Here is a 25,812-nt window from a genome sequence, read left to right on the forward strand (position 1 = left end):
GACGGATTTGAGGTGCGATGCGAGAAAAAGACGGTAATATTAATGTAACTATTCAGCATTTTTCATAACAAACTCGAACTGTTCCGGCTTGTCTCGATTCTTTGGCATCGCCTGTCTGACTGAGCCGGGATTTGATCATCGAACCATTTGCCAAACGCCTGAAGCGCCAGTTGATGTGTATCCGAGCAATGGTTCGATGTTACGAAGCCGGCGAAGGAGTTGCGAGGCCGAAAAATAGAGACAAGCCGGAACGCATCTGAATATTAACATATTATTTTCAAAAGATCCTGGCCTCGAGGACTAAGATCCTTTAAAACGAGGAGGTTATGTTGCACCCATTGTTTTGGCGCGGCATCCGACGACATGCGGCATTCGGAATGATCGTCTTCCTTGCCGTGATGTTTTCCGATCCCGCCGGAGCGCAAGATCCAGCGCTGCCGGCATCGGATTCCGAACTGCCCGTGATTTGGACGGGCGATCTGGAAGGCATGCGCGAACGCCGGCTGATTCGCGTGGGCACCGCCTTTAGTCGGACCCATTATTTTTGGGATGGATTTGTGCAACGCGGCCTGGCGTACGACGCGCTGCTGCAGTTTGAACAGTTTTTGAACAAGGAATTGAAGACGCCAAAAGCCCTTCAGGTGCGCCTGCTGATCGTGCCGCTGCCGCGCAATGAGCTTTTGCCCGCGCTGACCCGAGGCCATCTGGATTTGGTTGTCGCCAATCTGACCATCACCCCTGAACGATCGGAGACCATGATCTTTTCCGACCCCGTCGCGCGCAACGTGAACGAGATCGTGGTCCTTGGCCCCGCTGCGCCCTCATTGGATACGCTTGACGATCTATCGGGAACGACCGCCCATCTGCGGCCTTCCAGCAGCTATTGGGCCAGCGTAGAGAGTTTCAACCACGAATTGAAGGAACTTGGGAAAAAGCCGGTCCGCCTGCGTGCGGTCGATGAACACCTGGAGGATGAGGACCTGCTGGAAATGGTCGCGGCGGGGATTCTGCCCTATGCGATTGTGGATACGCACAAGGCGGCTTTCTGGGCCGACGTGATCGACGGACTTACCGTCCGGGAAGACTTGACGTTCCGTGCAGGAGCCGAGCTCGGATGGGCCATGCGTACGGAAAGCCCGGAACTTGCAGCCCTGGTCAATGCGTTCGTTCCTCAAATCCGAGCAGGAAGTGCCGCCGGCAATATGCTCTTGAGGCGTTACTTGCGGCAAAATCCCTGGGTCAGGAATCCTTCCGCCACGGAGGATCAAAGACGCTTCGAGCATACCAGCCACCTGTTCCAGAAGTACGGAGAGCGTTACGGCTTCGACTGGCTGATGCTCGCCGCGCAGGGCTATCAGGAGTCACGCATCGATCAGAGCGCTCGCAGTCCCGCGGGGGCATTGGGGATCATGCAGCTTTTGCCCACGACCGCCGCGGATCCCGTGGTTGGGATCCCGGATATCAGCAACGCGAAAAACAACATCCACGCGGGCGCCAGGTACCTGCGGCATTTGAAGGATCGATATCTCAACGATCCTGAAATAGACGATTTGAACCGGACTTTGTTGGCATTCGCGGGGTACAACGCGGGGCCGGGGAATCTCGTCAAGATCCGAGGACGCGCCACGGCAATGGGCCTGGACCCGAATCGATGGTTCGGTAATGTCGAATTGGCTGCCGCAAAGGTGATAGGCCGGGAGACCGTGGTCTATGTCGGCAACATCGCCAAGTACCATTACGCATATCGACTGATCACAGAGGCCGCGGAAGAGTACGAGGAGTCGCGCCGGCTGTTCGATCCTTGAGGCAACCGCGCCCGCGGCGACTACTGCGAAAAACAGGGCACGCAGCCGTCGCCGGTGGCCGTGCTCATGATGGCCCGCAGTTTGCCGTAGATGAAGACGTGGCTTTCCTCCAACTCCATCAGCGTGGCCCGGCCGCGTTCGAGTCTGTTTTCGAAGAACAGGGTGACGATGGTCAGCAGTTTGGCATAGAAATCCTGGTAGGACTTCTCCAGATTCGCGGCATCGGGAAATTGAACCGTGATCTGGTCCAGCAGGTCGAAGACCTCCAGGGATGTCCTGGCTGCCTGGACGAGATATTCCGATTCATCGGCCAAAATCCCGCTCTTGATGGCCTGCTGGACCTGGATGACCTTGCGTTCGAATTGCAGCAGCATGGCCAACTGCTCCTGGTTCAGCTTTTCCTGCTCCCCGCTGTCCTGCCGGGTGCAGCCGGACAGGAGCAGGGCCAAAAGGAGCGCTTGCACAAGGATTGTAATCATGCCCGTCCTCGCAGTGAGAAATTTCAGCCTGCTTCCGTTCATTAAAGAAATGATGCCTTGTCGCATATATCCGGCTCCCTAATCGACGAAAAGATATTTGAATTCCCGAACCACCTCGCGTCCGCGTGGGCTGCGGCAGAAATCCAGAAACGGCGTTATCTTCGACTCGTTGTGTTTCAGGTAGACCAGGTTCAATTCCCGAACGATGGGATAACCGCCGGCGAGCACGTTACCCGCAATCGGATCATGGCCGTCCAGGGCGAGAATCTTGATGGGCATGCCCTTGTCCAGCAGATACAGCGATGTGCCCAGGGACATGTAGCCCACTGCCCCGGGAATCCCGCCAACCAGGGTTGCTCCGTCCATGTTGGAGGCGATTTCGTAGGCCTGTGCGGCGACCCGGCCGTTGGGGCCATCCTCCGGATTGTCCCGGTGATACACGCCGCTGTAGGCTTCAAAGAGCTCCAGGGTGCTGCGCCCCATTTCCTTGTTCACCAAAACCACATCGCGATTCCATGACGTCAGGTCATTCCAGTTCATGATCCGGCCCGTGAACAGGTCGACCACGGTCTGCTTGTCCACTTCCTGCAGGGGATTGCGGCTGTTGACGATGATCACCAGAACGTCCATGCCGATGGTCTCGTATTCCAGCCGTTCTTTTTCCTCTTCCGACAAGGCTCGGGAAACCATCCCGATATGGGCCGTACCTTCCAGAGCGGCCATTGCTCCGGTCAGACTTCCACCACCTTCGATCCGAATTGACTGTCCGCTACGTTCACGGAATTCCTCGGCCAACTGCTCCACCATGGGCTGGATCGTAGTCGCTCCGGAAATCCGGAGAACGTCGTTGTTCTGAGCCAAGGCAGGAATGCTGAGAAACACCGCCAGGGCCGTCAATGCCAGCACCTGGAACAGCAGAGCTCGAATACGGGCTTGTCCTCCCGCCATCATTCCTTTCGCATACGGCATTTGTCTCATACGTCCATGACTCCTCGCAGGCACAGGTTCAGTTCGTCTTCGTCAATGGGCCGGGCGACCACGGCCCGCAGGTTCGAGCGCAGGGCCTGTTCCAGTTCGGGGTGATAGGTGCGTTTGGAAATTCCGATGATCGGAGCCTGGGGATGAGTCCTGCCCATCCGGCGCAACAGCGAGTCGTCAACGCCGTCGGTTTCGAGATTGAGCAGAATCAGGCACTTTCCGCTGGACGCCAGCATACGTTCCAAATCCGTGACCTGGATGCAGTGCAGCATCCGCAGGCGGTGAACCGCCAGCAGAGCTTCGACCTGCCGAAGTTCATCCGCATCATCCAGCAGTACAACGGCAGTCTGGTCCATATTCACCCCCAACTTCTCAAATATTTAGTCATGTATTGCCTGATGATTCCAATCACGCTGTATACGCCAGATAAGCCCCGCCCAGAATCAGCAACGCCCCGCAAACTTTTTTCAGCACCGGTGCGCTCAGGGAACGCTCGTTCCAGCGCAGAAAGAACTGAATGAACCGAGGGGACATGCTGGCCAGCATCAGGAACAGGCAATGGCCGACGGCAAAGAGCAGGAGCAACACCAGGCCGTAATACAGGTCAGTGGCCGCCATGGCCATTGTCAAACCAAGAATGGGCGCCATGTACACGAAGGTGCACGGGCCCAGGCCGATGCCCAGGACCAGTCCCAGGGCCAAAGCGCCTCTTTTTCCCGGCGCCTTGGGAAGCAATCTGTTCGGTACGAGGCACCCCATGGGCACTAGCCCAGTCAGATTCAATCCAAAGAGAATGAACACTCCACTCAGAATATAGTAAGGCAAGGGACCAAGGTCCCCAAGCAACCTGCCGGCCGAAGCCGAAATAATTCCAACAATGACAATGCTGCCCAGGATACCCAGTCCAAAGAGCAGGGACAGTGAAATGGCCCGGCCCGAAGTTTCGACCTTTTGGCCGTTGATGTAGCCCACGATCAGAGGGATGCCCGCAAGATGGCAGGGACTAAGCACAATGCTCAATACGCCCCAGAAAAAGGCGGCCAGCAGGGCCGTGGGCGCCGCCCCCCGTACCGCCAGGGTCAGTGAGGATAGCAGGTTCTCGAAAGAGAGCCAGTCCCAGACCGATGCCGATCGCTCCGCGGGCTGAACGACCATTCCCAGTTCACGCCACTGTTCCAGAATATGGTGCTTGGCCAGGAAACCCTCGTTGCGGTGCAGTTCGGTCCCGTCCGCGGCATAGAAGATCTGGGTCGGCACGGTCAGCGCCTGGAAAACGGTCAGGGCTTCCGGAACCTTCTGGGTGTCATAGTAATAGGTTTGGAAAACGTGGCCGTACTCCGTTTGCAGTTCCAGGAGGGACGAAGCCATGCGCTGGCAGGGCGGACAGGATTCGATGCCGGTGTTCACCAGGACCGGCAGATCCTGATTGCCCACGACAATATCGCCGGGCGGCGGTTTGGGCTGTATCGTGATGCGCTGGTAATCGGAGAGGGCGGCATTGGCCACGGTGACGACGGGCCCGGGATGGACCGTCGCCAACGCCAGGAGGCAGATGCTGCCCATCAGAGCCAGTGCGCTCCAAGGGATTCGTCCCGACATTGCTCCTCCTTTGGAGGTTCGCGGTTTATCCGTCAAATGCCGGTCAGCACGCTGTAGTCGGTTCCGCTTGGACCGTATCAGGAATCAGGCGAAACTCGGCCCGCAACACTGCCTTCGTAATCTGCCCGAGATGCTTGTAAAACGGTGATTGGGCGAAGGAGACCACCCGATCGGCAAAAAGCGGTCCCCAGGCTCCCAGGTGAATGGGAAAGAAATCCGTCCGGCGATCCCGCCATTCACGGACAGCCGTGGCATCGTCCCGACAAAAAGCGGCATGTTCCTGAAACAGGAGATAGTACATGAACTCCAGTTCCGCGGTGACATGATCCGGAGGATTGCCGCCGTCCGGAGCGCTGTTCACGCCGGCCGCCAGGTAGCGAGCTGCGGCGTCATCAGAGCTTTCGTGGGAAAGCATCTTGTTCACATGGAAATAAACCGACCCGAAAGGCGGTGCCAGGACTTCAAAGGGGCCAAGAAACAGCTTGGCGTACTCCACCTTGAGCGCATCGCGGCCCTGTTCGTCGTTTGGCAGATTCTTCAGCATAGTCTGGGTCGATGCGTGGACCTCCGGGACCCAGGCCGGAGCATGAGCCGCCAGAGTATCCACGTTATGCGGCAAATGTTCGTCCGGGGGAAAATAGCACGAGGCCAAGGCCTTATAGGTTTCCATCCGGGCGATAATGTTCGAGTCAAGCATGAAGGGTCTCCGTGTCAGCATTTCCACTACAATTTGCTCTCAATTCCCGCGGCCAGGATCAGCATCGAAATCGCTATCGAAATCGTAATCGAAATCGGTCTTTAAAGGCTTGTTATGCATAACGACAACATTTTGATTTGATTTGATTTGATTCGAGTCGATTTCGATAGCGATTTCGATTTCGATTGAGGTTGTCACTCCTTGGAATCCAGCCTGAAAAAACGGTCCGCACCCGGACCCGATGCCCGGGCGCGGACCGTCCCAGGAGGAGCCTAATCGGGGGTAGCTTCAAGTTTCCAGTATTTGACCCCAATGGAATAGATGAGCAAGGCGAGAGACAATGCCAGGACGATAATCCCGATCTCGTAGATGCTCGGAACGTAGGAGACAAATTCCGGCCTGTTTTCAATAAACGCTCCGACAGGCCTGATCTGCGCCGAAAGCAGCATTACCAGACGGCCGGCAAACATGCCCGCGAGAACAAAGATCGAGACCAGTACCCGACCGATCGTCGAATCCCGTACTGCGGGAATGAGCAACATCACCAAAGGAATGATCAATCCCAGCCATAACTCGCCCTTGTACAATGCGGTCCCGGCAATATATCGGAAGCCGTCAAAAGCCTCGTGCAGCGAGGTATAGCCGATGACGGCCCGCAGAATGAAGACGAACAACGAGACGGCCAGCATTATTGCGAAAAACCTGCTGATGTTTTGGAAAATTGGTTCCTGTTCCTTGGGCATTCCCCCGATTAGCTGAAAATGGACCATGGAAGCCAGAAAGAGGACGGCCAGACCGCTGGTGATCGCCGAAGCCATGAAATAGAGAGCGGTAAAGTGGCCAAAAAAAGCCGGTCTGGCATCAGCCGTGCCGAATACGATGCTCAAGGCTGTGTAGGACATGAGCATCAACCCCAATGCCAGCAGTCCGGCTGTTTTGCCGCTGGCGGTATGCCACTGCCCTTTGTGGATTGTGTAGAACTTGAATGCCACAAAGGCGATGTAGATCGCGTAGAGATTGGCCATCCACCAGATCGGCGAGGCCAGATTGGGAGACAGGACTAGATGGATGGTATTCAGCAGCGTGGTCCACGGCCCAAGGTCAAGCGCCTTGCACATCACGCCCACCAGCAGCGTTGCTCCGGCGAGCAGGGCGCTGCGCTTGGCAATGGGATAATACATTTTCATGCCGAACACCGAGGGCAGAGACGACAGGAACGTCAGCCCGGCGGCCGTCAATGCAAAAAACAGATAACCGGACATCGGCAGGACCCAGAAGGTCACATCATTGGCGTTGTACACTCCCAGCCCCTGAGAAACCACCGTCAGGGCGCTGAAGAGTCCAAAGAGCAGGCCGACGCCCAGCAGACCAAACCATAACTTACTCATACTTCACCTCCTGGATTAGGCGAGCGCTTGTTTGACGTCGTCAGCCTGAACCATGCCCTTGCCGGGTTCATACGCGCATGGACAGAATTCCCGAATATAAAATACCTTGGGCCTGGTACCCAGCTCCGCCCGTAATTGCTCAGCCCGAAACATGCCCAGGAGCTGATTGACCTTGCTCCGAGGATCATCCAGGTCGCCGAAAATCCGCGCATTAGCCGGACAGGCTTCCACGCAGTAGGGGAGCTGGCCGTTTACCACCCGATGATGGCAGAAGGTGCATTTTTCCACCACGCCGGTGGGCCGAATCGAGGCATAAGTGGCATCCGGATCCGGGTTCTGAATCGGCCACCCCTTGGCGCCGACGCGTTGTACTGTTTCCGCGGGGGTTGAAGTACCGCCGGGAATTACCGCCGTATTATCACGCCATTCAGCATGCGGCCTGCGCCAGTTGTAGTGGATGACGCCATAAGGGCAGTTGACCATGCAGTACCGGCAACCAATGCATTTGCTGGGATCATGCATGGTAATCCCGCCCTCGGCCTTGTGCAGAGCCCTGGTCGGACAGCCCCGCACGCATGGTGCGTTTTCGCAGTGATTGCAAAGTGTTGGACGATAATGATACCGCACAAAGGGGAAACGACCCAGGGTCTCGGTCCTCTTCCCGGACCAGCGCACCCCCTCGGGCAGGTTGTTCTCATTCATACAGGCGATGATGCATCCTCCGCACCCCGTACACTGCTGCAAGTCTATAACCATAGCATATCGTGCCATTATATATACCTCCTAGGCCTTTTCGACTTTCAATCGGATGTGGCCGTAAAATGCCGTGGAACCGCTCAAACGGTCGTTATCGACCGGAATAATGTCGTTATTGTTTGCTCCCAAGGCCTCTTTGCCGAACACCTTGGCCGCGTAGCGTCCGTAGGCCCAGTGGCCCTGACCAAAGCACTTCGCTACTGTACCCGGCTGGGCGCCTTCCCACAGGGAGGCGGTGCAGACGATGCTGCCGACGGGCGTGGTCAGGCGGATCTTGTCTCCGGTCCTGATGCCCAGACGCTCGCCGTCAATGGGATTCAGTTTGGCTACGTCCTCATAGGACTTGTCACCGGGGTCCAGATCCTTGAGCTGCAGATACCAGGGACAATTGGAACTGCGGCCTTCCCGATTCAGGCGGGCCTTGTAATCAACGAACTTGAACGGATATTCCACCGGATCGCCCCACTCGTAGGGTTCCTCGTAATGTGGAATGAATGCCAAATCACCGCGTGCCAGATAGTTGCAGACCTCCATAACGTGATCCACGGTCGTATTGTGTTTTTCGGCGTGGCTTTCCAATGCATCTTTCAAGGTCTCGCTGTAGAACTCGAACTTGCCGGTCTTGGTGCCCATATTGCTCCAGCGAGCCCGGTAGGAATACGGATCGGAGTTCCAGACCCCGACCTCGACGAACTCCTCCCAACCGGAGAACTTGTCTCCGCCCTTGGACTGGGCCGGATCCCAGAAATGCTGCATACGGTGCTTGATGGCATACAGCTCAAATTCTTTATCGTTGGCGGGCGACTTGCCGGTTTCCGGGTCCACGATGGTCTGATAATAGCGCAACAGGTTGTCGAACCCACGTTGAGCAAGTTTTTCAGCAAGCAGCCAGGGAATCTCCGTCTCCATGCTCTTGGTGTCCCACAGCCGCTCGATGGCAGGCTGCATCAGGCTTACGGAGCGATAACCATTGCTGGAGTTGTCCAGCGTCCCCCAAGACTCGAACATGCAGTGGTTCACCGGCAGGACAATGTCGGCATAGAAACTCATTTCCGAGGCGTGGGTAGTCAGATGGGCAAAAAAATCGATTTTGGACATGGCCTGATCCCAACGACCGGTGCCTGGGCAGGAAAAGTTGAAGTTATTGAAGTAGCCCATGGCAACTTTGATTTCGTTGGGATCCTCATTGATGATGGCGTCGGCAACGTTGTTTGTATTCACACCGCCGCCGGACCTCCCGCTGGCCAGATTGGGCCACTCCAGACGACCACGCTGGTCGATCTTTTCCTTTTTCACGCCGACCTTTGCAATGTCGTCCATATAGTCGTCCAGAGAAGGAAACCCCTGATACGATCGGGAGTTGTAGCGTAGAACGCCGCCGATATTGTCACAGCCGCCCGTAAGTCCATTCAGGGCGTTGGCCGCCAGGACCCCGTAGGTCCCGCGGGGTTGCATGGCCGGACCGCCGCCGACCCATGAAATGCAGTTGGGGGCAGCCGCGGCAAAACCCAAGGCGACGCGCCGGATCTGATCCGCCGGAATGCCGCACAGCGGCTCAGCCCATTCTGGACTGGCGTCCTTCAAATACAGGTTCCACCATTTTGCCAGGCCGTGGGTATGTTCCTCCAGAAAGGTGTATTCATTAATCTCATGACCAGGTATGAACCTGTTCTCGCCGTCGAAAAAGTCACCGACAAACGGTTTGTGCCACATCCCCTCCACCAGGATGGTGTGAGCCATGGCCGAGGCCAGAGCACCGTCGTATCCCGGCTTGACCGGAAGCCATTCGTCACACTTGCTGCCCGTGCCGGAGAGTCGCGGCTCAACTGAAGCGATCCGAGCATTATCTAAAGCCCGCCCCCAGCTGTTCAGGTAAGAGGAGACGCCGCGATTGGCCACTAGAGGGTCAGCGCCCCAAATCAGCACATAGCGGGTGTTGGGAATGTCGTACTGCATGTAGGCCCACTGCCCCTCCTGGAAGTAGCGCATCTTTTCGGCTTCCGCGCAGATGGAGCTATGGGAGATGTTGTTGGGCGAGCCAATGATCTTAGGCAGACGGTCGTACAAAAGATCCCTCAGTTCGGTGTACCGACCGCGCATGAGCATAAACTTGTGGGTTTCATCTTTCTCACGCAGCTCCATGATCCGATCCGCCAGCATGTCCAAAGCCTCGTCCCAGGAGATGGGCACGAACCCCGGGTCTTCATTTCGGCCTTTTTTCGGATTGGTTCGTTTCATGGGCGACTTGACCCGGTCTGGATCATAGACCTGCTGCAAAGCCAGATGAGCCCTTGGACAGGAGTTGATGCCGTTGGTCTTGGAGTGAGGATTGCCACGAATTTTTACGGCCCTGCCATTGATTACGTAAACCTGTTTTGAGCACCAGGATGTACAGCCTACGCAGCAGCTGCTGACCCACTTGCCCTCGGCCAACGCGCCCTTGGCATGAGCTGTATCCGGAGCCAGGGCTCGGAGTGCGGGGCCGCCTGTAGCCAGCCCGGCGCAAGCCGCCGCAGCGCCTTTGACGAACGATCGCCGATTGATCACGCCTCCTTTGCCTTGCATTCCGTCAATGTCCAGTTCCTTCATGGCTCCTCCTTGAAGTTCATGAATTGGGAGATTTGATATTCTTTCACCAATTTAAAATCGCGAAAGGTTAGGTCCTTAATTGAACATAATCCTAGAATATCAATTCCCGTGCCATTAACATAAAAATACTTCAACATCTTGAAATTGTTAGTGCTTATATGGAATAAAATCATTAATTTCCCGGTTATTGCCGTTTCCCATCGCTCTGTCGTGTATTGAATCGAGACACGACACTCTTCGAATTATATTAATATAAAAAATTAAACCACTTAGTGTGCATCGATACTGTACACCTTGCCGTAGATGATCCAGTGCGCATCTGTCATGTATACTTGAACGAACCGTTTTTAAACTGATCAAGTACTTGAATAGCCGGATAAGGTGCATGGCGGTTGTCATAATGTTCCTGCAAGTCGGGCATGATAGTTGCTGTCACTAGTGTAGGTATTTTTGTTGAGAGCTCTCACCTGGGCTGACAATCAACGTGCCGATTCAAGCCGTCTGGGGACCAGTTGTCGATTCAATTCCAAGATTCACTGTCAACATTGGAAAAGAGGTGATGTCATGAGGAAAATCGTCATACTCGGCGCCGGAACCGGCGGCACGATGATGGCCAATCGGCTTTGCGAGAACCTGCGCACGGAAATCGACCAGAACAAGATCAGCGTGACCATCGTGGACGAGGACAGGACCCACGTTTACCAGCCCGGATTGCTCTTCATTCCCTTCAGCATGTACCGGTCCCGTGAGGACGTGCTTAAGCCCCGGGACGTCTTTCTGCCCTCGGAGGCGAAGTTCATCGTTTCCAAGATCGAAAAGGTGGATCCGGACGCGAAGAAGGTCGTCATGAAAAAAGGGACCATTGACTACGACCTTTTGATCATCGCCAGCGGATCGCGTTGCGATCCGACGGAAAACGAAGGACTGCTCGGGCCGAACTGGCAGAAGTCCATCTTCGACTTCTACACCCTGGATGGCGCCCTGAAGCTGCAGCAGGCCATGCGCTCCTTCAGGGGTGGCAGGATCGTGCTCAACGTGGCCGAGATGCCCGTCAAGTGCCCGGTTGCGCCCCCGGAATTCGTGATGCTCGCTGACTGGTACTTCCATGAGCGGGGACTGCGGGACAAGGTGGAAATCGTCTTCGCCACGCCGCTCAGCGGGCCATTCACCAAGCCTTTGGCCTCCCAGACCCTGAAGTACGTCTGTGAGGAAAAAAACATCAAGATCGTGCCGGATTTCGCCCTGAGCCATGTGGACAACGAGAACAAACGCATCGTTTCCCACGACAAGCGAGAGGAAGAATTCGACCTCCTGGTCTCCATCCCGACCATGAAGGGCGCGCAGTTCATCATCGACTCGGATATGGGCGACCCCCTGGGCTGGGTGCCCACGGACAACCACACCCTGCAAAGCAAGAATTTCAAGGACATCTTCGTCATCGGCGACGCCACCAACGTACCCACCTCCAAGGCCGGCTCCGTGGCGCACTTTGAAAGCGAAATCCTGATCGAGAACATTCTGCGCCATCTGGACGGCCTGGAGCCGCTGCCCAAGTACGACGGCCATTCCAACTGCTTCATCGAGTCCGGATTCGGCAAGGCCCTGCTCATCGACTTCAATTACACCCAGGAACCGCTGCCCGGAAAGTTTCCCCTGCCCGGGGCCGGGCCCTTCACCCTGCTCAAGGAAACCAAGATGAACCACTACGGCAAGATGATGTTTCGCTGGGCCTACTGGCATCTCCTGCTCAAGGGCAAGGATCTTCCGGTTTCCCCGTTCATGACCATGGCCGGCAAGGAAATGCCCAGCCCGGTCACGGCATAGGAGGTGGACCATGAGTCTGGAACAACATGTGGAAACGTTGAATTCCCTGGAACGCAAGATGGATGAAATCTCCACCATGGCCAGGGAGATGATGCGGCGCAATGAAATGGCCCAGGATTTGGCCAAGGATTTGAACATCGTCGGCAACGCCGCCATGTTCTCTCTTCAGGAGGAACTGGAACTGGAGAACGTCCAGGTGGACGGACGGGAACTGCGGCAGATGCTGATCCTGTTTCTGAAGAACATTCACAACATCAACTATGCCATGCGTCAGTTGGAAGCCGTGGCCGAGCTGGGCAAGGAATCCTACGACACCATCCGCGGCCTGCTGCTGGACTATATCGAACGGGCCACGGAGTGGGAGAAGAAAGGGTATTTCCAGTCCGCCGCCAAGTCCGTGGACATCATGGCCAGGATGCACGAGAGCATGCCCCGGGACACCCTGGACAGGCTGGAGCGATCAGCTCCGGAAATCATCGGCCTGCTCGCGGATCTTGCGGACCCGGAAACCATCAAGCAGACCCGGCAGATGCTCCGGATGCAGAAATATCTCGTGCCGGCCCTGGTGACGGCCTGGGTTGTGCCGGTGGGGCTGTTGGTGCTGATTCTGCTGAGAACTTGAGTGGGGCCGTCATGCCAAGGCTTGGGGTGGAAGAAAAAAAACCTTGAATGTGAACCGCCCGCTTCGCTCAAGGCACGGAAAACGCCAAGAAGGAATTTTGGTTTCCGCTGGAAAGATGCGGAAGCCAAAAGACTCACCGCCTATCGGCGATATTGATTCCACCCGAAAGGGTGGGGCAATGTTTTTGGAAAGCAGCTTTTTCCCTGCTTTCCAAAATCTTTACCTTGGCGGTCTTGGCGTCCTGAGCGAAGCGAGTGGTTCCCTTTCTCTGGTTCACATTCACAAATGAATCCGGTGACCATATCGGTTGCTCAATCCCTAAGCGGCGTACTCACTCGGCAAGCGTTTCCCGCAGCACTTCAATGGGATGCTGAATCGGGATGTCGTCCATGTGCTGGAACTGGAGGCGGCAGCTCAGGCATTCGGTGAGGATGGCTTCCGGCTCATGAGCCCGGATTCTGGCCATGAGCGGTGCGCCCAGATCCAGGCTGGGCTGGTGAAACTGCTTCTTGTAGCCCATGATCCCGGCCATGCCGCAGCAGTGCAGCGTTCCCGTCAGCGGAGTCACGGAAAGTTCGGGAACCTGTTGCAACAGATTAAGAAAGGGGTAGCCGATCTTTTGTTCCCGGAGATGGCAGGGCGGGTAGTAGACCGCCCGGCGCGGAACGGCGCGCGCCGTTTCCGGGAATCGGCCCTCGCCGGCCAACCTCGCCAGATACTCACCGAGGTCAAAGGCATGCTCACCAACGGCGATGCGTTGGAGCGGGTCAAGACCGGAAAACAATCCCTTGTCCTGAAGGATCGGCCCGTAGGTGGCCCGGTGCAGGACGACCATGTCCCCTTGCCGTGGCCCGGTAATGCCCATGCCCGCGGGAATGAGCAGCCGGTTCGCGTCCGCCCCGGCCTGCTGCTGATACGCCTGTGAATAATAGGCCCCTTCCCGCAGGAGATGCTTGAAAAAATACCCGCACGTCGGGCAGGAGCAGACCACGTCGAACCCGGCGGCCACATGCTCCGCCATCCATTGCAGGTTGCGAGAGACCAGCTTCAGGGCCATGGGCTGATCCCCCTCCAGAAGAGGGGGCATGCCACAGCATTCGCCCTCCGGTTCGCCCACGGCCGCAACCACCTCCACTCCGAAGGCCTCCAAAACCTCCACCGCGGCTCGGGCCACTTCCGGGAATAGATAGCGAGCCGTGCATCCCGGGTAGTAGATCGCCTTGCGGGCATCCGGAGCGGCCTTGTTTTTCCGGCTGGCTGAACGCGTGTCTAACCAGCGGTCGAAGTTTTCCCGGGGTACGGCCGGCATTCTTCGATCCGGATGCATCCCAAGAGTCCGCTTGATCAGTGACGAGGTCACCGGATTGGCCATCATCAGGTTGCCGAGGCGCGGAAACGCGCCGCACAGTTTGCCGATCCGCCCCACGTCCTGCAGGGCCCGCACGCTGAAGGGCAGTCCGTCCCGCTCGGCATAGGCAGCCTTGGCGGCCATGATCTCGCTTCGGATCTTGGGACAGGGACACAGCCCGCACAGGTTGCACAAATCGCACAGCTGGCGCAGCTCTTCCTCGCTCGCCTCCCCGCCTCCCTCCCGCTTGCGGTCATGCAGGCGGAACAGCTCCGGCAGAAACAGGCAGGCCTCCTCGATATAATACCGACAATCCTCACACGACCCGCAGGCCGCGACCACATTCCGGATCAGTTTTTCAGGCACATCGGATTTCATGGCAACAAATCTCCAACGATCTTGACTTTTTCATCTGATGCCGACACGCCGCATCATCCATCAACAAGTCCCAGATCGTCACGAAGCAAAAGTTCTAAGTTAACTAAATATTTTAATGTAATTGCGCAAATACTCCGGGCAGTGCCTGGTACCGGCTTCCGCTGGCAGGACGTCTAGCATACAAAGGCCCAGCCTGGACAGCTCCAGTCTTTCACAGCGTGCAGCTGTTCACATCCATGGTGCAAGCGATCTAACGGATCACCTTGATTTCAATCTCTTGACACCTAAACCCCCGCCGGCCTATGCACAAACATATGCTGGGCTCAGCAGAAGGAGTATGCATGGAATCAGAGCGTCATGTTCGTTTTTTTCGCAATGGCCGGAACCAGGCCATTCGTATCCCCAGAGAGTTTGAACTGGATGCGGATACGGCTATCATTCGCCGTGAGGATGATCGTCTGGTGATCGAACCGGTAAAGAGAAAAGGCTTGTTGGCTACGCTGGCCACATTGTCCGATATTGAAGAGGATTTCCCGGATACTGATTCCGGAACTCCACCCTTGGATGATGTAAACTTATGAAGCTGAAGCATCGTTTTCTCCTGGACACAAACATCCTTTCGGATCTCGTCCGACATCCCCAGGGCATTGTTGCGCAGCGCATTCGTGAACATGGCGAGCAGGCTGTTTTCACATCCATAATTGTTGCCTGTGAACTGCGCTTCGGCGCCGCCAAGCGCAACGCTCCAAGGCTGTCCGCGCAGGTTGAAGCAATTCTCGCCGCCATGGACGTTCTGCCTCTCGAGCCGCCGGCGGATGAACAATATGCCCGGTTGCGTTTGCATCTGGAGCAGAACGGGTCCCCCATCGGCCCCAATGACATGCTTATCGCGGCTCAAGCTCTTGCCGAGGACTCCATTCTCGTGTCCGCGAATACGAAAGAGTTTCGTCACGTTCCCGGCCTCGTGACGGTTGATTGGCTTGAAAGCGATCCTTCCTGACCCCTTACATTAATTCGGGCTGGGCTCTTTCCCATGCGGAACTTTTGCCTTCGAGTCGGAGGGGCGAGCCGCAGTTGCGTGAAGACGCATCATCAATGTGTTGGAAAAAGCCCGTGAAGCCTTCACGGCCATCGGTTCTCTGGGATGTGCAGCCCGGAGTCTTGACGGACATCAAAGCCATGGCTATTTTTCATTTCGTCTTTTAGCTATATAAATATTTAAGGAGCCATCCATGGAATCCACACTTGCCATGACCAAAGGGCTGGCAGACGGGAATAGAATGCGGATTGTGGCCGCGCTCATGGAGCATGATGAGCTGTGCGCCTGCCAGTTGACCGAGATGCTCGGCCTGGCCGGGGCCACGGTCTCCAGGCACTTGAGCATCCTGCTGGCTGCCCGCATGGTCCGGAACCGAAAGCAGGGCCGCTGGATTTACTATCGCCTGGCTGAGCAATTCCCAAAAATGTTGCAACTATGGTTGAAGGAATCCTTGGTCTCGTCGCCAGATATTCAAGCGGACAGAGAAAGCCTGAAGACCGTCCTGGCCTGCGATCCGGATGAACTGTGCCGTCGTCAGAGAAAAGGTGCGGAATGTTCCGCGTAGAGTTTCAATTCATTTTGAGGAGCGTGCAATGAGCGAATCCGTTGCCAAACAGATGTCCTTTCTGGACCGCTACCTGACCCTGTGGATTTTTCTGGCCATGATCGTGGGCGTGGGGGCCGGATATCTTTTCCCGGTCATTCCTGACTTTATCGGCCTTTTCCAGATCGGCAACACCAACATTCCCATTGCCATCGGCCTGATCGTAATGATGTACCCGCCCCTGGCCAAGGTTCAGTACGACAAGATGCACCTGGTTTTCCGCCATACCCGGGTGCTGGTGCTGTCCCTGGTCCAGAACTGGATCATCGGCCCGATTCTAATGTTCCTTTTGGCCGTGACCTTCCTCTCCGGCCATCATGAATACATGGTCGGCCTGATCCTCATCGGCCTGGCCCGGTGCATCGCCATGGTCATCGTCTGGAACGACCTGGCCAAGGGCGACCGGGAATACTGCGCCGGACTGGTGGCCTTCAACTCGGTCTTTCAGATCCTGCTCTTCTCGGTCTACGCCTACCTCTTTCTGACCGTGTTTCCCGGGTGGCTGGGCTTCGAGGGAACCCTCGTGGACATTACCATGAAGGAAATCGCCATCAGCGTGCTGATCTACCTGGGGCTTCCCTTTGCCGGCGGCATCTTCTCCAGGCTCTACGGAGTCCGGGCCAAGGGCGAGCAGTGGTACCAGGAAAAATTCGTACCCTTCATCAGCCCCTTCACCCTGATCGCCCTGCTCTTCACCATCGTTGTCATGTTTTCCCTCAAGGGCGAGTACATCGTGCAGCTGCCCTTTGACGTGGTCCGGGTGGCTGTTCCGCTGCTGATCTACTTCCTGGTCATGTTCGTAATATCCTTTTTTCTGTCTATGAAATTCAATGCCACCTACGAGCAGTCCACCTCGCTGAGCTTCACCGCGGCCTCCAACAACTTCGAGCTGGCCATCGCCGTGGCCATCGGCGTGTTCGGCATTCATTCCGGCGTGGCCTTTGCCGCGGTAATCGGGCCGCTGGTGGAGGTGCCCGTGCTCATCGGTCTCGTCCACGTGGCCCTGTGGTTCAAGCGCAAGTACTTCCCCTTCGCCGTGCATACGCCCACCGGAGTCTGCCATGTGACCTGCAAGCCGGTCGAGGTGGAGGCGAAGTCTTAGCACGAGAAATCCGCTCAAAGCGACATCCCGCTCCGGCACGCGTTACTGCCGGAGTGGGTACTGAAGGATTGAAAAATTGTATGTGGTAAACAAACCCAAGCCATTGGACGTGCACATTTGACGATCGATGATCATTTGGCTAATTTGCCAAATATCAAAAACAGGAACAGGACGCGTAATGCAAAAGAATGAATTTCGATCCAGAATCTTTAAGGCTCTGGGCCATCCCAGCCGGATTTTGCTGGTGGACGCCCTGTTTGCCGGGGAACGCTGCGTCTGTGAACTTCGCGAACTCGTCGGAGCGGACGTTTCCACCGTTTCCAAGCACTTGTCCGTGCTCAAGGAGGCCGGCATCGTGGGCTGCGAAAAACGCGGAGCCAATGTGTATTATTATCTGCGCATGGAGTGCGTGAAAGGATTTCTTAGCTGCGTGGACCGTTTCAATGCCCGCAGGATCGAGGAACATGCGTGCATATTGTGCGGCGACCGAAGGCAGGATTCAGAACACAATAATCGGCATATGGTTGCGAATCAAAAACATTGAACCAGAAGAGGAGATTTTATGAAAATCAAGGTATTAGGTCCAGGCTGCCCCAAGTGTGCGGAGGCGTTGCGCGTTGTCACGGATGCCGTGGCCGAGTCCGGCAAGCCCGTGGAAGTGGAAAAGGTCACGGACATGCAGGAATTCATGCGGTACGGCGTGTTCAGCACTCCGGCCATCGTGGTGGACGACACGGTCAAGGTCGTAGGCAAGTTGCCGACCAAGAAAGACGTTCTCGGCTGGATCAACGGATAATGAGCTTTCTTTTTCAGCCCGAGCGCTTTCAGCCACGAATGAAGACCGTCTGCTCGAAAGTCAGGCCACTGCTGTTTTGCCTCATGGCGTTGCTGGTGAGCATTACCATTCCAGCTTGGGCCGAGGAGGAGGCGCCGCCAGAAGCGCCGGTGCCAGGCATGGTCACCGTGGCCAGTTTCGGTGCCAAAAACTGCGTTCCATGCCGATTGATGGTGCCCATCCGTGAGGAGCTTCAGCGGGAATACGAAGGGCGGGCGGCAATCGTTTTCATCGATCTGCACCGCCACTTCACCTTGATTGACCATTACGCCATCCAGGTCATCCCCACGTTGATCTTCTACGATCAAAACGGCAACGAAGCGAAGCGGCACATCGGATTCATGGACAAAAAGTCCATCGAGGCTGAAATGGCCAAGCTCGGCGTTGAATAGGTTTTTTATGGACCAGTTTTTCATCACCTTGAACATGTGGATCACCAGCGGAACGGGCTTTGCCATGGCCGGAAGTTTTTTATGGGGCATGGTCAGCGTGTTCTTCAGCCCTTGCCATCTGGCCTCCATCCCGCTCATCGTCGGCTACGTGGCCGGACAGAACAAACTCATCGAGGGCCGTGCCGCCGCCGGATACGCCGGGCTTTTCTCGTTCGGCCTGTTTATAACAATTGCCCTGGTGGGCATTGTCACCGCTCTTTTGGGAAGAATGCTGGGCGACATCGGTCCCTGGTGGACCATCCTGGTCGGGTTGATCCTGATCTGGGTCGCCTTGGACATGCTCGGCGTGTCCAGGTGTTCGATGTCCACGGGACTGATGAGCAAGCTCAAGGTCAGCGGGCTTTCCGGAGCCCTGATTCTGGGGCTGGCCTATGGTGTACTCTCCGGCTCCTGCACCTTCGGCTTCATTGCCCCGATTCTGGCCATCATCACCATTCAGGAGCAGTTCGCCAACGGCATTCTGCTGATCGTGCTCTTCGGAATCGGCCATTGCATCCCCATTGTCATCGCCGGCAGCTCCACGGCGCTTGTCCGGCGCATCCTGGAAAGCCGATCCATGGCCACAGGCGGCCTGTGGTTCAAGCGAGGCGCGGGTACGCTCATCGGCCTGCTGGGGCTGTACTTCATCGCCCTGCCGTTCCTGGAAATCTAGAACCAACGATACGTCATGAATAAGGAATTGCAATGAGTTCAAAAACAATAATCGGCATAGTGGTTGTCCTGGTCGCCCTGCTCGGAACCATTGTGCTGATCCATCAGCACCAGGCGGACCAGCTCAACGATACGGCCGCCGTGGACCTCCAATCTTTGGGGGAACAGTCCGCCCACGAATCGAACATCGAACTGGACCAGAGTCTGCTGCCGGGCAACCCATCCCCCCTGCCGCGCCTAGTGGATCTGGGAGCGGACAATTGCCTGCCCTGCAAGATGATGGCCCCGATCCTCCAGGAATTGAAGGTCGAATACGCCCACCTCTTCGCCACGCATTTCATCGACGTTTGGAAGAATCCGGCAGCTGGCCGACAATTCAGCGTGCGCATGATTCCGACCCAGATTTTCTATGATGCCGAAGGCAAGGAACTCTTTCGCCACGAAGGCTTCATGTCCAAGCAGGACATCTTGCGGCAATGGCGACGGTTGGGGATCGAGGTGGAGGCGACAGGCTGAGGGGGTCATCCTTGAAACCCGCCTCTCGGGAGACGCTCCAGGGCTTTATTACTCCTGATCTGCTCCGTTATTTCAAATATGCACATCCGATGAACAAGGCGCACACATGAACTGGAAATCCGAATGGAAGCCACTGGCCGCCATCGTGGTCGTTTTTATGGCCATATTCTACCTGCCCGTGGGCGAGCCTCGTTTTGACAATGCCGTTCAGGAGGCGCTGCACCTGGCTCGCTGGTACGCTCAGGAGCACGTCCTGCTCTGCCTGATCCCGGCCTTTTTCATCGCCGGCGCCATCGGGGTGTTCGTCAGCCAGAGCTCCATCCTGCGCTACCTTGGCCCCCAGGCGAACAAGGCCTGCGCCTACGGCGTGGCATCCTGTTCCGGCTCCATTCTGGCCGTCTGCTCCTGCACCATCTTGCCCCTGTTCGCGGGCATCTACCGGATGGGCGCGGGCATCGGCCCGGCCACGGCATTTCTGTATTCCGGGCCGGCCATCAACATCCTGGCCATCGTGCTCACGGCCCAGGTTCTCGGCCCGGAACTGGGCATAGCCCGGGCTGTGGGCGCCATCTTTTTTGCCGTGGTCATCGGCCTGATCATGCACATGCTTTATCGCCGGGAAGAGGCGGACAAGACCGCAAATATGGTTCTGCCCGATGAAGAGCCCAAGCGCGGACTTGGCCAAAACGGACTCTATTTCCTGAGCATGATCGGCATTCTGGTCTTCGCCAACTGGGGTGCGCCCAGTGAAGGAGCCGGAATCTGGCAGACCATTTACGCGAACAAATGGTTGCTTACGGCCATATCCGGACTGGGTCTGGCCGTTATCCTGCCCGCGTGGTTCGGACTGCCCTGGTCCCGGATGTTCATGGTCGTGCTGCCCACTGCCGCTCTGGCCCTTGCATTTCCGGGCCTGCCGATTCTGGCTTTCACGGCCGGGTTTGTCGGCCTGTCCATGGTGATCAGCACCCGGGAGGACGAACTGGGTCAGTGGTTTTCCACATCCTGGATCTTTGCCAAGCAAATTCTGCCCCTGCTGTTCATTGGCGTACTGGCGGCCGGACTGCTGCTCGGGCGTCCGGGCGAAGAGGGGCTGATCCCCTCGGCCTGGGTCAGCGCGGCCGTGGGCGGCAATTCCCTTGGGGCGAACTTCTTCGCCTCTTTTGCCGGGGCGTTCATGTACTTCGCCACCCTGACCGAAGTGCCCATTCTTGAGGGGCTGCTGGGCAGCGGCATGGGCAAGGGGCCGGCCTTGGCCCTGCTTCTGGCCGGACCGGCCTTGAGCCTGCCAAACATTCTGGTCATCCGCAGCGTCATCGGCACGCAAAAAACCCTGGTCTTCGTCAGCCTAGTGATTGTCATGGCCACCATCAGCGGGATGATCTACGGTCATTTCTGGGGATAGTGACATATTCCTGTGACCCTGTCAGAACAAACAAGAAAGTTTGAACCGCAAAGACGCCAAGAACGCAAAGTTTAAGACCTTGCAGAAGTTGTCCAAAACCGGGCAACGGTTTTGGACAAGGCCCCCTTTTCATTTGCCGCTACCCGGCAAATGAAAAAACTTCCTGCCTTCCTTGCGACCTTTGCGCCTCGAGCGAAGCGGGCGGTTCAAATATCTTCTGTTTGGGTTGCGTTAGTTCGCCAACATCCAACAGGAAATCCAAGGAGGTTGTCATGTCCAAAAAGCGTGTTCTGTTTCTCTGCACGGGCAACTCCTGCCGCAGCCAGATGGCTGAAGGCTGGACCAGGCATCTGAAAAACGATTCCATTGAAGTCTATTCCGCGGGCATTGAAAAACACGGCCTCAACCCCCTGGCCGTGAAGGTCATGGCCGAAGCCGGGGTGGACATCAGTTCACAGGCCTCAAAAACCCTAGATGATCTTCCGGACCTGGAATTCGATTACGTGATCACCCTCTGCGGGCACGCCCAGGAGACATGCCCGTTCTTCCCGGCCAAAACCGCGAGGCTCCATGTGGGCTTCGACGATCCGCCCACGCTTGCCAAGACCGCTCGCAATGAAGAAGAGGCTCTGGACCACTACCGCCGGGTGCGCGATGAAATCCGCGACTATGTGCGGACCCTGCCCGAATCCCTCGGCGATATCCCGGAAGGGGCATAACCTGAGGTGGAGAAATCACTTCTCAAAATAATGCTTCTTCCTCAAGGATCTGATCCACGCTTCTGGCGCTTTCTTCGATATCTGGCGATATCCTTGCTCGGCCTCTCTCTGTTGTCCGTCGCGGCCGAAGCGCGATTGGACGTGCCTTTGGAGACAAAAATCGGCCAGATGCTGCTGGTTGGCTTTCGCGGTTTGGAAGTGGACGACGCATCTCCCATTGTCCAGGACATCCAATCAGGACGAATCGGCGGCGTGATCTTGTTTGATCATGACAAGGCCCTGAACAGCCCGGAGCGCAATATTGCTTCGCCCGAGCAGCTAAAAAGGCTGGTGGCCAACCTCCAGGCCATGGACCCGGACATGCCGCTTTTTGTGGTTATCGATCAGGAGGGCGGTCGGGCCAGTCGTCTCCAGGAAGAATTCGGCTTTTCCCCCACGGACTCCCAGCAATGGCTCGGAAACCGGAACGATCCGGCCCTTACGGCCCGGCAGACCGCGCAGACTCTGGCTGAACTGGGAATCAACGTGAATCTGGCGCCAGTAGTGGATGTGAACGTGAATCCGGACAGCCCTGTCATTGGCAGGTTGGAGCGCAGTTTTTCAGCCGATCCGAAGGTCGTTGCCGAACATGCCCTGGAAGTGCTGGTCATGCATCAGCTCGAGGGTGTTTTTTGCGCTCTCAAACATTTTCCCGGCCTTGGCAGCTCCACTGCGGATAAGCACCTTGGCTTCATCGACGTGACCGAAACCTGGTCCAATGTTGAACTCGAACCCTACCGGAAAATTCTTGGCTCATATGGCGCGGACATGGTCATGGCCGCCCATGTCTTTAACGCCGCACTCGACCCGGATTGGCCGGCGACCCTCTCCATCTCCACCATCCAGGGCCTGCTGCGCGACCAGATGGGCTATTCGGGGGTGGTTGTCGCCGACGACATGCAGATGCAGGCCATCACCGATAACTATCCCCTGGAAATAGTTCTGGAACGCACCATCCTGGCCGGGACGGACATTATCATGTTCGGCAACAACCTGACTTATGACGGGCATATCGCGGAACAGGCCTTGGACATCATCGTCAAGCTGGTCCGGGAAGGCCGCGTGCCCGAATCGCGAATCAACGAATCCTACAACAGGATCATGCATCTCAAAAACCGGCTGGTGGACCGGGGTGACCAGGACTGCAGGCTCTGCGACGCATATTGATCTAACGCGTACCAAGCCCGCAACCCAAACAGAAGATATTTGAACCGCCCGCTTCGCTCAAGTCGCAAAGGTCGCCAAGGAAGGAAGTTTTTTCATTTGTCGGGTAGCGGCAAATGAAAAGGGGGCCTGTCCAAAACCGTTACCCGGTTTTGAACAACTTCTGCAACGATCTTAAACTATACGTTCTTGGCGCACCGTGCCCATAGGATTATCCCCATGAAAAATAATTCGCGTAACTATTCACCAGCGGTCCGGCTTGTCTCGTTTTTCGCATCGCAACTCCTTCGTCGGCTTCGTAGCATCGAACCGTTGCGTTAACTGGGACAGCATTTAGGCGCCTCCCTGCTGAAAGCGCCGGCCGGACTCGTACACGACGAGCAGGGACATGGGGCACGAGTACGAGCAGCCAGGGCAGAGCCGGAGTGAGCCATTCATAGTCTCGGCCCGCGAGGAGCATGACCAGAAACGAAACTGCGAGTACGAACATGAAAAGCTATCAGTTAGGCCAGCGTCGATGCTCCTGGTCGATGCGACAAATTATCCATGTTCCTCTGCATCAGCGTGAAGCCTTCACGAATAAGGAAGTTTACGATTTGACCCCTCTGTGACAACGGCTTACTCTTCAACAATGAAACCTATACCACAATGTTGAGCTATTTGACGGCGACATCGGACATGCGATCTTGATCACGATCAACGCTTGCCGCAATCCGGATTTTGAAAAAGGGAGAATTCCATGAAAAAAAAATCCTCGATGATCTCACTCAAAAACCCTTTCCAACACGTATTGCCAAGGCTCGTCATTTTTTTTGTCTTCTTGGTGGGCACGTGGATAATCATGACATCCAGCGATTATATCCATAAATCCGTATCCGCAATGCAAGCCCCCGCCAGGGAAGCCAATGATGCCTTGAATTTCAATCCGCCGATGGCAGGTGACCCCGACTCCGTAATGGCTGCGGGTTTTTCAATTGATGACGATCTTACCGGCAACAGCGGCCAGACTACCGATCTTTTGCCGGGCATCACCGGGGAACACACGGGACGGACGGCAAATCTCGATCAGGCCGATGCCAATTCCAACATGATGATTCCGGCAAGAAGCAATTCGTCTGAATCGCGAAATCAGACTGAAAAAAGGGACAAGGAACAAGATCTTGCGGAAATGAACAGATTCGAGGCAGGAGCGTTTGAGGATCCGGAGAACTGCGAAATGTGTCACCAGGAGATTTTCGATGCCTGGTCACAAAGCAAGCATCGATATGCCTGGGAGAACATATTTTATCAGCCGGACTACATTCAAGCCAGCCGGGAAAGTGAGGGATTCACGGACATCTTCTGCGGTGAATGCCATGCGCCTATCGGTGTCCGAACCGGACAACTCCCGCCGCCGGACGGAAGTCAGATGGACGAGACTTCCAGAAAAGGCGTTTCCTGCGACTACTGCCATACGGTCAAAAAAGTGGTTCGACCGTTCAACGTCCAAACCATCTCTGATCCGGGAGACGTGAAGCGCGGCCCCAAGGGAGACGGCTGGGCGTCGTATCATGAAATAGAATTTTCCAAAATCCACACCGACCCTGCATTCTGCGGGGCCTGTCACAACGTGGTGCACCCGACATCCGGCGCACCTGTGATTGACACATACGACGATTGGAAAGCTGGGCCCTACGCTCAAGAGGGAATACGTTGCCAGGACTGCCATATGACGCCGGGACCGGGCGTGGAGAAAAATCCCGGCAGATCCAGCTTCATGGGCGAAGACCGGGACCATGTGGCTACCCATTTCTTCCAGGGAGGCAGCGTCTTTTTTCATGAAAAAATGGGCAACCAGCAGGAAGCGGCCCTCTCGCGGCAAATGCTCGAGGCGGCGGCTGAGCTGGAAACGGAAGTGTTCCGTACGAATAACGGCGTGGAAATTATCGCCCGGGTGAAAAACGTGGGAGCCGGTCACAAGATTCCCACGGGAGTAACCTACATCCGCAAGATGTGGCTGGAAGTGACCGCAAAGAATGGATCGGGAGAAGAAATTTTTCGATCCGGCCACGTAACCGAAAGCAATCGCATCGATCCTGGCGCCAAGTTTTATCGCAAGATTTTCAAGGACGCCGAGGGCAATCTGACGCCAAAGAGTTGGGTGGCGGAAGAAATCGGCTATGACCATCGTATCCCGGCAAAAGGGCATGACGAACAACTGTTCCGAGTCCCGGCAGTACATGACGACGACGAAATCCATGTACTCATCCGCCTGATGTATCGGTCCATGAGCCAGGAAGTGGCCGAAGGGTTGGGGATTGAGGGGATCGAAGTCCCTGCCCTGGAAATGACCCGCGCCGAATTGACGATCCCTTGACCTCACAGCGTGGTCCGGAGCCGGCGCCCTCTCCGGACCACGCTTGATCAAACGGTTGTCTTGCCGCCAGTCTTCACTCATCCCAGAGCTGATCCTCCGCACCCGGACCCAAATATGCGACCAATCTGACCCTCCAGTTCGGTGATGCGGTTGCCAGTCCGCCTGTCACGGCTTAGATATTTGATTACAGATCAAACCTGGAGGTTGATATGAAAGAGAATGTGGGAAGTTTGGATCAAGCGGTTCGAGGCGTGTTGGGGTCTGTCTTGCTGGCAAAGGGATTTAGCCGTCTGGGGGGAAGCAAAGGTCGTTCACTCGGCCTGCTGTCCATGCTGGCCGGAGTAAGCCTGATTGAAAGCGCGATCACCAGGGTTTGCCCGCTGAGCGGATATCTCGGAATCGACACTCGCTCGACGCAGGAAAAACTTCGGGACAATAGTTGTATCGGCATTCCACGCTGATTGGCG

The 25,812-nt window shown here is 56.3% G+C and carries 26 protein-coding genes; 17 read left to right on the forward strand and 9 right to left on the reverse strand.

Features of this window, described 5'->3' with window-relative positions:
* The first annotated feature begins 326 nt into the window (after positions 1-326).
* Positions 327-1,805 carry an MltF family protein gene (locus BLP93_RS13270; protein ID WP_092122670.1) on the forward strand — a complete coding sequence of 493 codons (1,479 nt, stop codon included), beginning with the start codon at positions 327-329 and terminating at the stop codon, positions 1,803-1,805.
* A gap of 20 nt (positions 1,806-1,825) precedes the next feature.
* On the opposite strand, the gene BLP93_RS13275 is transcribed toward BLP93_RS13270, so the two are convergent.
* The 8 genes from BLP93_RS13275 to BLP93_RS13310 form a co-directional block, all read right to left on the reverse strand.
* Positions 1,826-2,284, reverse strand: coding sequence for a hypothetical protein (locus BLP93_RS13275; RefSeq protein ID WP_139163004.1), 459 nt, complete (start codon positions 2,282-2,284; stop codon positions 1,826-1,828).
* Between the two features lie 78 nt (positions 2,285-2,362).
* A complete protein-coding gene (locus tag BLP93_RS13280; RefSeq protein ID WP_092122676.1) occupies positions 2,363-3,262 on the reverse strand; it encodes a substrate-binding domain-containing protein in 900 nt (299 codons plus the stop codon).
* Positions 3,259-3,618, reverse strand: a complete 360-nt coding sequence (locus tag BLP93_RS13285; protein ID WP_092122679.1) for a hypothetical protein — start codon at positions 3,616-3,618, stop codon at positions 3,259-3,261. The genes BLP93_RS13280 and BLP93_RS13285 overlap by 4 nt, the downstream gene beginning before the upstream one ends.
* A 52-nt stretch (positions 3,619-3,670) precedes the next feature.
* Positions 3,671-4,861 (reverse strand): thioredoxin/cytochrome c biogenesis CcdA family protein, encoded by a 1,191-nt coding sequence (locus BLP93_RS13290; protein ID WP_092122682.1) that lies wholly within the window; start codon positions 4,859-4,861, stop codon positions 3,671-3,673.
* A 43-nt stretch (positions 4,862-4,904) separates the two neighbouring features.
* A complete protein-coding gene (locus BLP93_RS13295; protein ID WP_161946335.1) occupies positions 4,905-5,558 on the reverse strand; it encodes a TorD/DmsD family molecular chaperone in 654 nt (217 codons plus the stop codon).
* A gap of 272 nt (positions 5,559-5,830) precedes the next feature.
* Positions 5,831-6,946: an NrfD/PsrC family molybdoenzyme membrane anchor subunit gene (gene nrfD, locus BLP93_RS13300; protein ID WP_092122688.1), complete on the reverse strand. Its 1,116-nt coding sequence runs from the start codon at positions 6,944-6,946 to the stop codon at positions 5,831-5,833.
* 15 nt (positions 6,947-6,961) lie between these two features.
* On the reverse strand, positions 6,962-7,717 hold the full coding sequence (locus BLP93_RS13305) for a 4Fe-4S dicluster domain-containing protein (RefSeq protein ID WP_092122691.1): 756 nt from the start codon (positions 7,715-7,717) through the stop codon (positions 6,962-6,964).
* Between the two features lie 12 nt (positions 7,718-7,729).
* On the reverse strand, positions 7,730-10,291 hold the full coding sequence (locus tag BLP93_RS13310; RefSeq protein ID WP_208596653.1) for a molybdopterin-dependent oxidoreductase: 2,562 nt from the start codon (positions 10,289-10,291) through the stop codon (positions 7,730-7,732).
* 564 nt (positions 10,292-10,855) lie between these two features.
* Between BLP93_RS13310 and sqr the strand changes: the two genes are divergently transcribed.
* The gene (gene sqr / locus BLP93_RS13315; protein WP_092122694.1) at positions 10,856-12,115 is read left to right on the forward strand and encodes a type III sulfide quinone reductase, selenoprotein subtype; all 1,260 of its coding nucleotides are present in this window, start codon (positions 10,856-10,858) and stop codon (positions 12,113-12,115) included.
* 10 nt (positions 12,116-12,125) lie between these two features.
* The gene (locus BLP93_RS13320; protein ID WP_092122698.1) at positions 12,126-12,737 is read left to right on the forward strand and encodes a hypothetical protein; all 612 of its coding nucleotides are present in this window, start codon (positions 12,126-12,128) and stop codon (positions 12,735-12,737) included.
* 331 nt (positions 12,738-13,068) lie between these two features.
* On the opposite strand, the gene BLP93_RS13325 is transcribed toward BLP93_RS13320, so the two are convergent.
* Entirely contained in the window at positions 13,069-14,463 is a 1,395-nt protein-coding gene (locus tag BLP93_RS13325) for a heterodisulfide reductase-related iron-sulfur binding cluster (protein WP_092122705.1), read from the reverse strand.
* 341 nt (positions 14,464-14,804) lie between these two features.
* On the opposite strand from BLP93_RS13325, the gene BLP93_RS13330 reads away from it, so the two are divergent.
* From BLP93_RS13330 to BLP93_RS13395, 14 genes are all read left to right on the forward strand, one after another.
* Positions 14,805-15,044, forward strand: coding sequence for an antitoxin (locus BLP93_RS13330; protein WP_092122708.1), 240 nt, complete (start codon positions 14,805-14,807; stop codon positions 15,042-15,044).
* Positions 15,041-15,463: a type II toxin-antitoxin system VapC family toxin gene (locus BLP93_RS13335; RefSeq protein WP_092122711.1), complete on the forward strand. Its 423-nt coding sequence runs from the start codon at positions 15,041-15,043 to the stop codon at positions 15,461-15,463. Before BLP93_RS13330 ends, BLP93_RS13335 begins: the two co-directional genes overlap by 4 nt.
* Positions 15,464-15,695: 232 nt before the next feature.
* A complete protein-coding gene (locus tag BLP93_RS13340; protein WP_092122714.1) occupies positions 15,696-16,067 on the forward strand; it encodes an ArsR/SmtB family transcription factor in 372 nt (123 codons plus the stop codon).
* 28 nt (positions 16,068-16,095) lie between these two features.
* Positions 16,096-17,208, forward strand: a complete 1,113-nt coding sequence (gene arsB, locus BLP93_RS13345; RefSeq protein ID WP_092122717.1) for an ACR3 family arsenite efflux transporter — start codon at positions 16,096-16,098, stop codon at positions 17,206-17,208.
* Between the two features lie 178 nt (positions 17,209-17,386).
* Positions 17,387-17,752, forward strand: a complete 366-nt coding sequence (locus BLP93_RS13350) for an ArsR/SmtB family transcription factor (RefSeq protein WP_092122720.1) — start codon at positions 17,387-17,389, stop codon at positions 17,750-17,752.
* 18 nt (positions 17,753-17,770) lie between these two features.
* Positions 17,771-18,004 (forward strand): thioredoxin family protein, encoded by a 234-nt coding sequence (locus BLP93_RS13355; RefSeq protein WP_092122723.1) that lies wholly within the window; start codon positions 17,771-17,773, stop codon positions 18,002-18,004.
* Positions 18,004-18,435, forward strand: a complete 432-nt coding sequence (locus BLP93_RS13360) for a thioredoxin family protein (protein WP_244148758.1) — start codon at positions 18,004-18,006, stop codon at positions 18,433-18,435. Before BLP93_RS13355 ends, BLP93_RS13360 begins: the two co-directional genes overlap by 1 nt.
* A gap of 7 nt (positions 18,436-18,442) precedes the next feature.
* Positions 18,443-19,147 carry a cytochrome c biogenesis CcdA family protein gene (locus BLP93_RS13365; RefSeq protein WP_092122726.1) on the forward strand — a complete coding sequence of 235 codons (705 nt, stop codon included), beginning with the start codon at positions 18,443-18,445 and terminating at the stop codon, positions 19,145-19,147.
* A gap of 32 nt (positions 19,148-19,179) precedes the next feature.
* Complete coding sequence (locus tag BLP93_RS13370) at positions 19,180-19,662, forward strand: thioredoxin family protein (protein ID WP_092122729.1); 483 nt, start codon at positions 19,180-19,182, stop codon at positions 19,660-19,662.
* 106 nt (positions 19,663-19,768) lie between these two features.
* Positions 19,769-21,067, forward strand: a complete 1,299-nt coding sequence (locus BLP93_RS13375) for a permease (RefSeq protein ID WP_092122732.1) — start codon at positions 19,769-19,771, stop codon at positions 21,065-21,067.
* Positions 21,068-21,339: 272 nt separating this feature from the next.
* Positions 21,340-21,786 (forward strand): arsenate reductase ArsC, encoded by a 447-nt coding sequence (locus tag BLP93_RS13380; protein ID WP_092122735.1) that lies wholly within the window; start codon positions 21,340-21,342, stop codon positions 21,784-21,786.
* 30 nt (positions 21,787-21,816) lie between these two features.
* Positions 21,817-22,992 carry a glycoside hydrolase family 3 protein gene (locus BLP93_RS13385; protein WP_092122738.1) on the forward strand — a complete coding sequence of 392 codons (1,176 nt, stop codon included), beginning with the start codon at positions 21,817-21,819 and terminating at the stop codon, positions 22,990-22,992.
* A gap of 838 nt (positions 22,993-23,830) precedes the next feature.
* Positions 23,831-25,345 (forward strand): multiheme c-type cytochrome, encoded by a 1,515-nt coding sequence (locus tag BLP93_RS13390; protein ID WP_161946336.1) that lies wholly within the window; start codon positions 23,831-23,833, stop codon positions 25,343-25,345.
* A 209-nt stretch (positions 25,346-25,554) separates the two neighbouring features.
* On the forward strand, positions 25,555-25,806 hold the full coding sequence (locus BLP93_RS13395) for a YgaP family membrane protein (RefSeq protein WP_092122744.1): 252 nt from the start codon (positions 25,555-25,557) through the stop codon (positions 25,804-25,806).
* The last annotated feature ends 6 nt before the right edge of the window (positions 25,807-25,812 follow it).

The sequence above is a fragment of the Desulfonatronum thiosulfatophilum genome (assembly GCF_900104215.1).
Classification (GTDB): Bacteria; Desulfobacterota; Desulfovibrionia; order Desulfovibrionales; family Desulfonatronaceae; genus Desulfonatronum; species Desulfonatronum thiosulfatophilum.

Coding starts and splice junctions, on each gene's coding strand:
- BLP93_RS13270 (WP_092122670.1), top strand. CDS start 327: ATGTTGCACCCATTGTTTTGGCGCGGCATCCGACGACATGCGGCATTC.
- BLP93_RS13275 (WP_139163004.1), bottom strand. CDS start 2,284: ATGATTACAATCCTTGTGCAAGCGCTCCTTTTGGCCCTGCTCCTGTCC.
- BLP93_RS13280 (WP_092122676.1), bottom strand. CDS start 3,262: ATGAGACAAATGCCGTATGCGAAAGGAATGATGGCGGGAGGACAAGCC.
- BLP93_RS13285 (WP_092122679.1), bottom strand. CDS start 3,618: ATGGACCAGACTGCCGTTGTACTGCTGGATGATGCGGATGAACTTCGG.
- BLP93_RS13290 (WP_092122682.1), bottom strand. CDS start 4,861: ATGTCGGGACGAATCCCTTGGAGCGCACTGGCTCTGATGGGCAGCATC.
- BLP93_RS13295 (WP_161946335.1), bottom strand. CDS start 5,558: ATGCTTGACTCGAACATTATCGCCCGGATGGAAACCTATAAGGCCTTG.
- nrfD (WP_092122688.1), bottom strand. CDS start 6,946: ATGAGTAAGTTATGGTTTGGTCTGCTGGGCGTCGGCCTGCTCTTTGGA.
- BLP93_RS13305 (WP_092122691.1), bottom strand. CDS start 7,717: ATGGCACGATATGCTATGGTTATAGACTTGCAGCAGTGTACGGGGTGC.
- BLP93_RS13310 (WP_208596653.1), bottom strand. CDS start 10,291: ATGAAGGAACTGGACATTGACGGAATGCAAGGCAAAGGAGGCGTGATC.
- sqr (WP_092122694.1), top strand. CDS start 10,856: ATGAGGAAAATCGTCATACTCGGCGCCGGAACCGGCGGCACGATGATG.
- BLP93_RS13320 (WP_092122698.1), top strand. CDS start 12,126: ATGAGTCTGGAACAACATGTGGAAACGTTGAATTCCCTGGAACGCAAG.
- BLP93_RS13325 (WP_092122705.1), bottom strand. CDS start 14,463: ATGAAATCCGATGTGCCTGAAAAACTGATCCGGAATGTGGTCGCGGCC.
- BLP93_RS13330 (WP_092122708.1), top strand. CDS start 14,805: ATGGAATCAGAGCGTCATGTTCGTTTTTTTCGCAATGGCCGGAACCAG.
- BLP93_RS13335 (WP_092122711.1), top strand. CDS start 15,041: ATGAAGCTGAAGCATCGTTTTCTCCTGGACACAAACATCCTTTCGGAT.
- BLP93_RS13340 (WP_092122714.1), top strand. CDS start 15,696: ATGGAATCCACACTTGCCATGACCAAAGGGCTGGCAGACGGGAATAGA.
- arsB (WP_092122717.1), top strand. CDS start 16,096: ATGAGCGAATCCGTTGCCAAACAGATGTCCTTTCTGGACCGCTACCTG.
- BLP93_RS13350 (WP_092122720.1), top strand. CDS start 17,387: ATGCAAAAGAATGAATTTCGATCCAGAATCTTTAAGGCTCTGGGCCAT.
- BLP93_RS13355 (WP_092122723.1), top strand. CDS start 17,771: ATGAAAATCAAGGTATTAGGTCCAGGCTGCCCCAAGTGTGCGGAGGCG.
- BLP93_RS13360 (WP_244148758.1), top strand. CDS start 18,004: ATGAGCTTTCTTTTTCAGCCCGAGCGCTTTCAGCCACGAATGAAGACC.
- BLP93_RS13365 (WP_092122726.1), top strand. CDS start 18,443: ATGGACCAGTTTTTCATCACCTTGAACATGTGGATCACCAGCGGAACG.
- BLP93_RS13370 (WP_092122729.1), top strand. CDS start 19,180: ATGAGTTCAAAAACAATAATCGGCATAGTGGTTGTCCTGGTCGCCCTG.
- BLP93_RS13375 (WP_092122732.1), top strand. CDS start 19,769: ATGAACTGGAAATCCGAATGGAAGCCACTGGCCGCCATCGTGGTCGTT.
- BLP93_RS13380 (WP_092122735.1), top strand. CDS start 21,340: ATGTCCAAAAAGCGTGTTCTGTTTCTCTGCACGGGCAACTCCTGCCGC.
- BLP93_RS13385 (WP_092122738.1), top strand. CDS start 21,817: ATGCTTCTTCCTCAAGGATCTGATCCACGCTTCTGGCGCTTTCTTCGA.
- BLP93_RS13390 (WP_161946336.1), top strand. CDS start 23,831: ATGACATCCAGCGATTATATCCATAAATCCGTATCCGCAATGCAAGCC.
- BLP93_RS13395 (WP_092122744.1), top strand. CDS start 25,555: ATGAAAGAGAATGTGGGAAGTTTGGATCAAGCGGTTCGAGGCGTGTTG.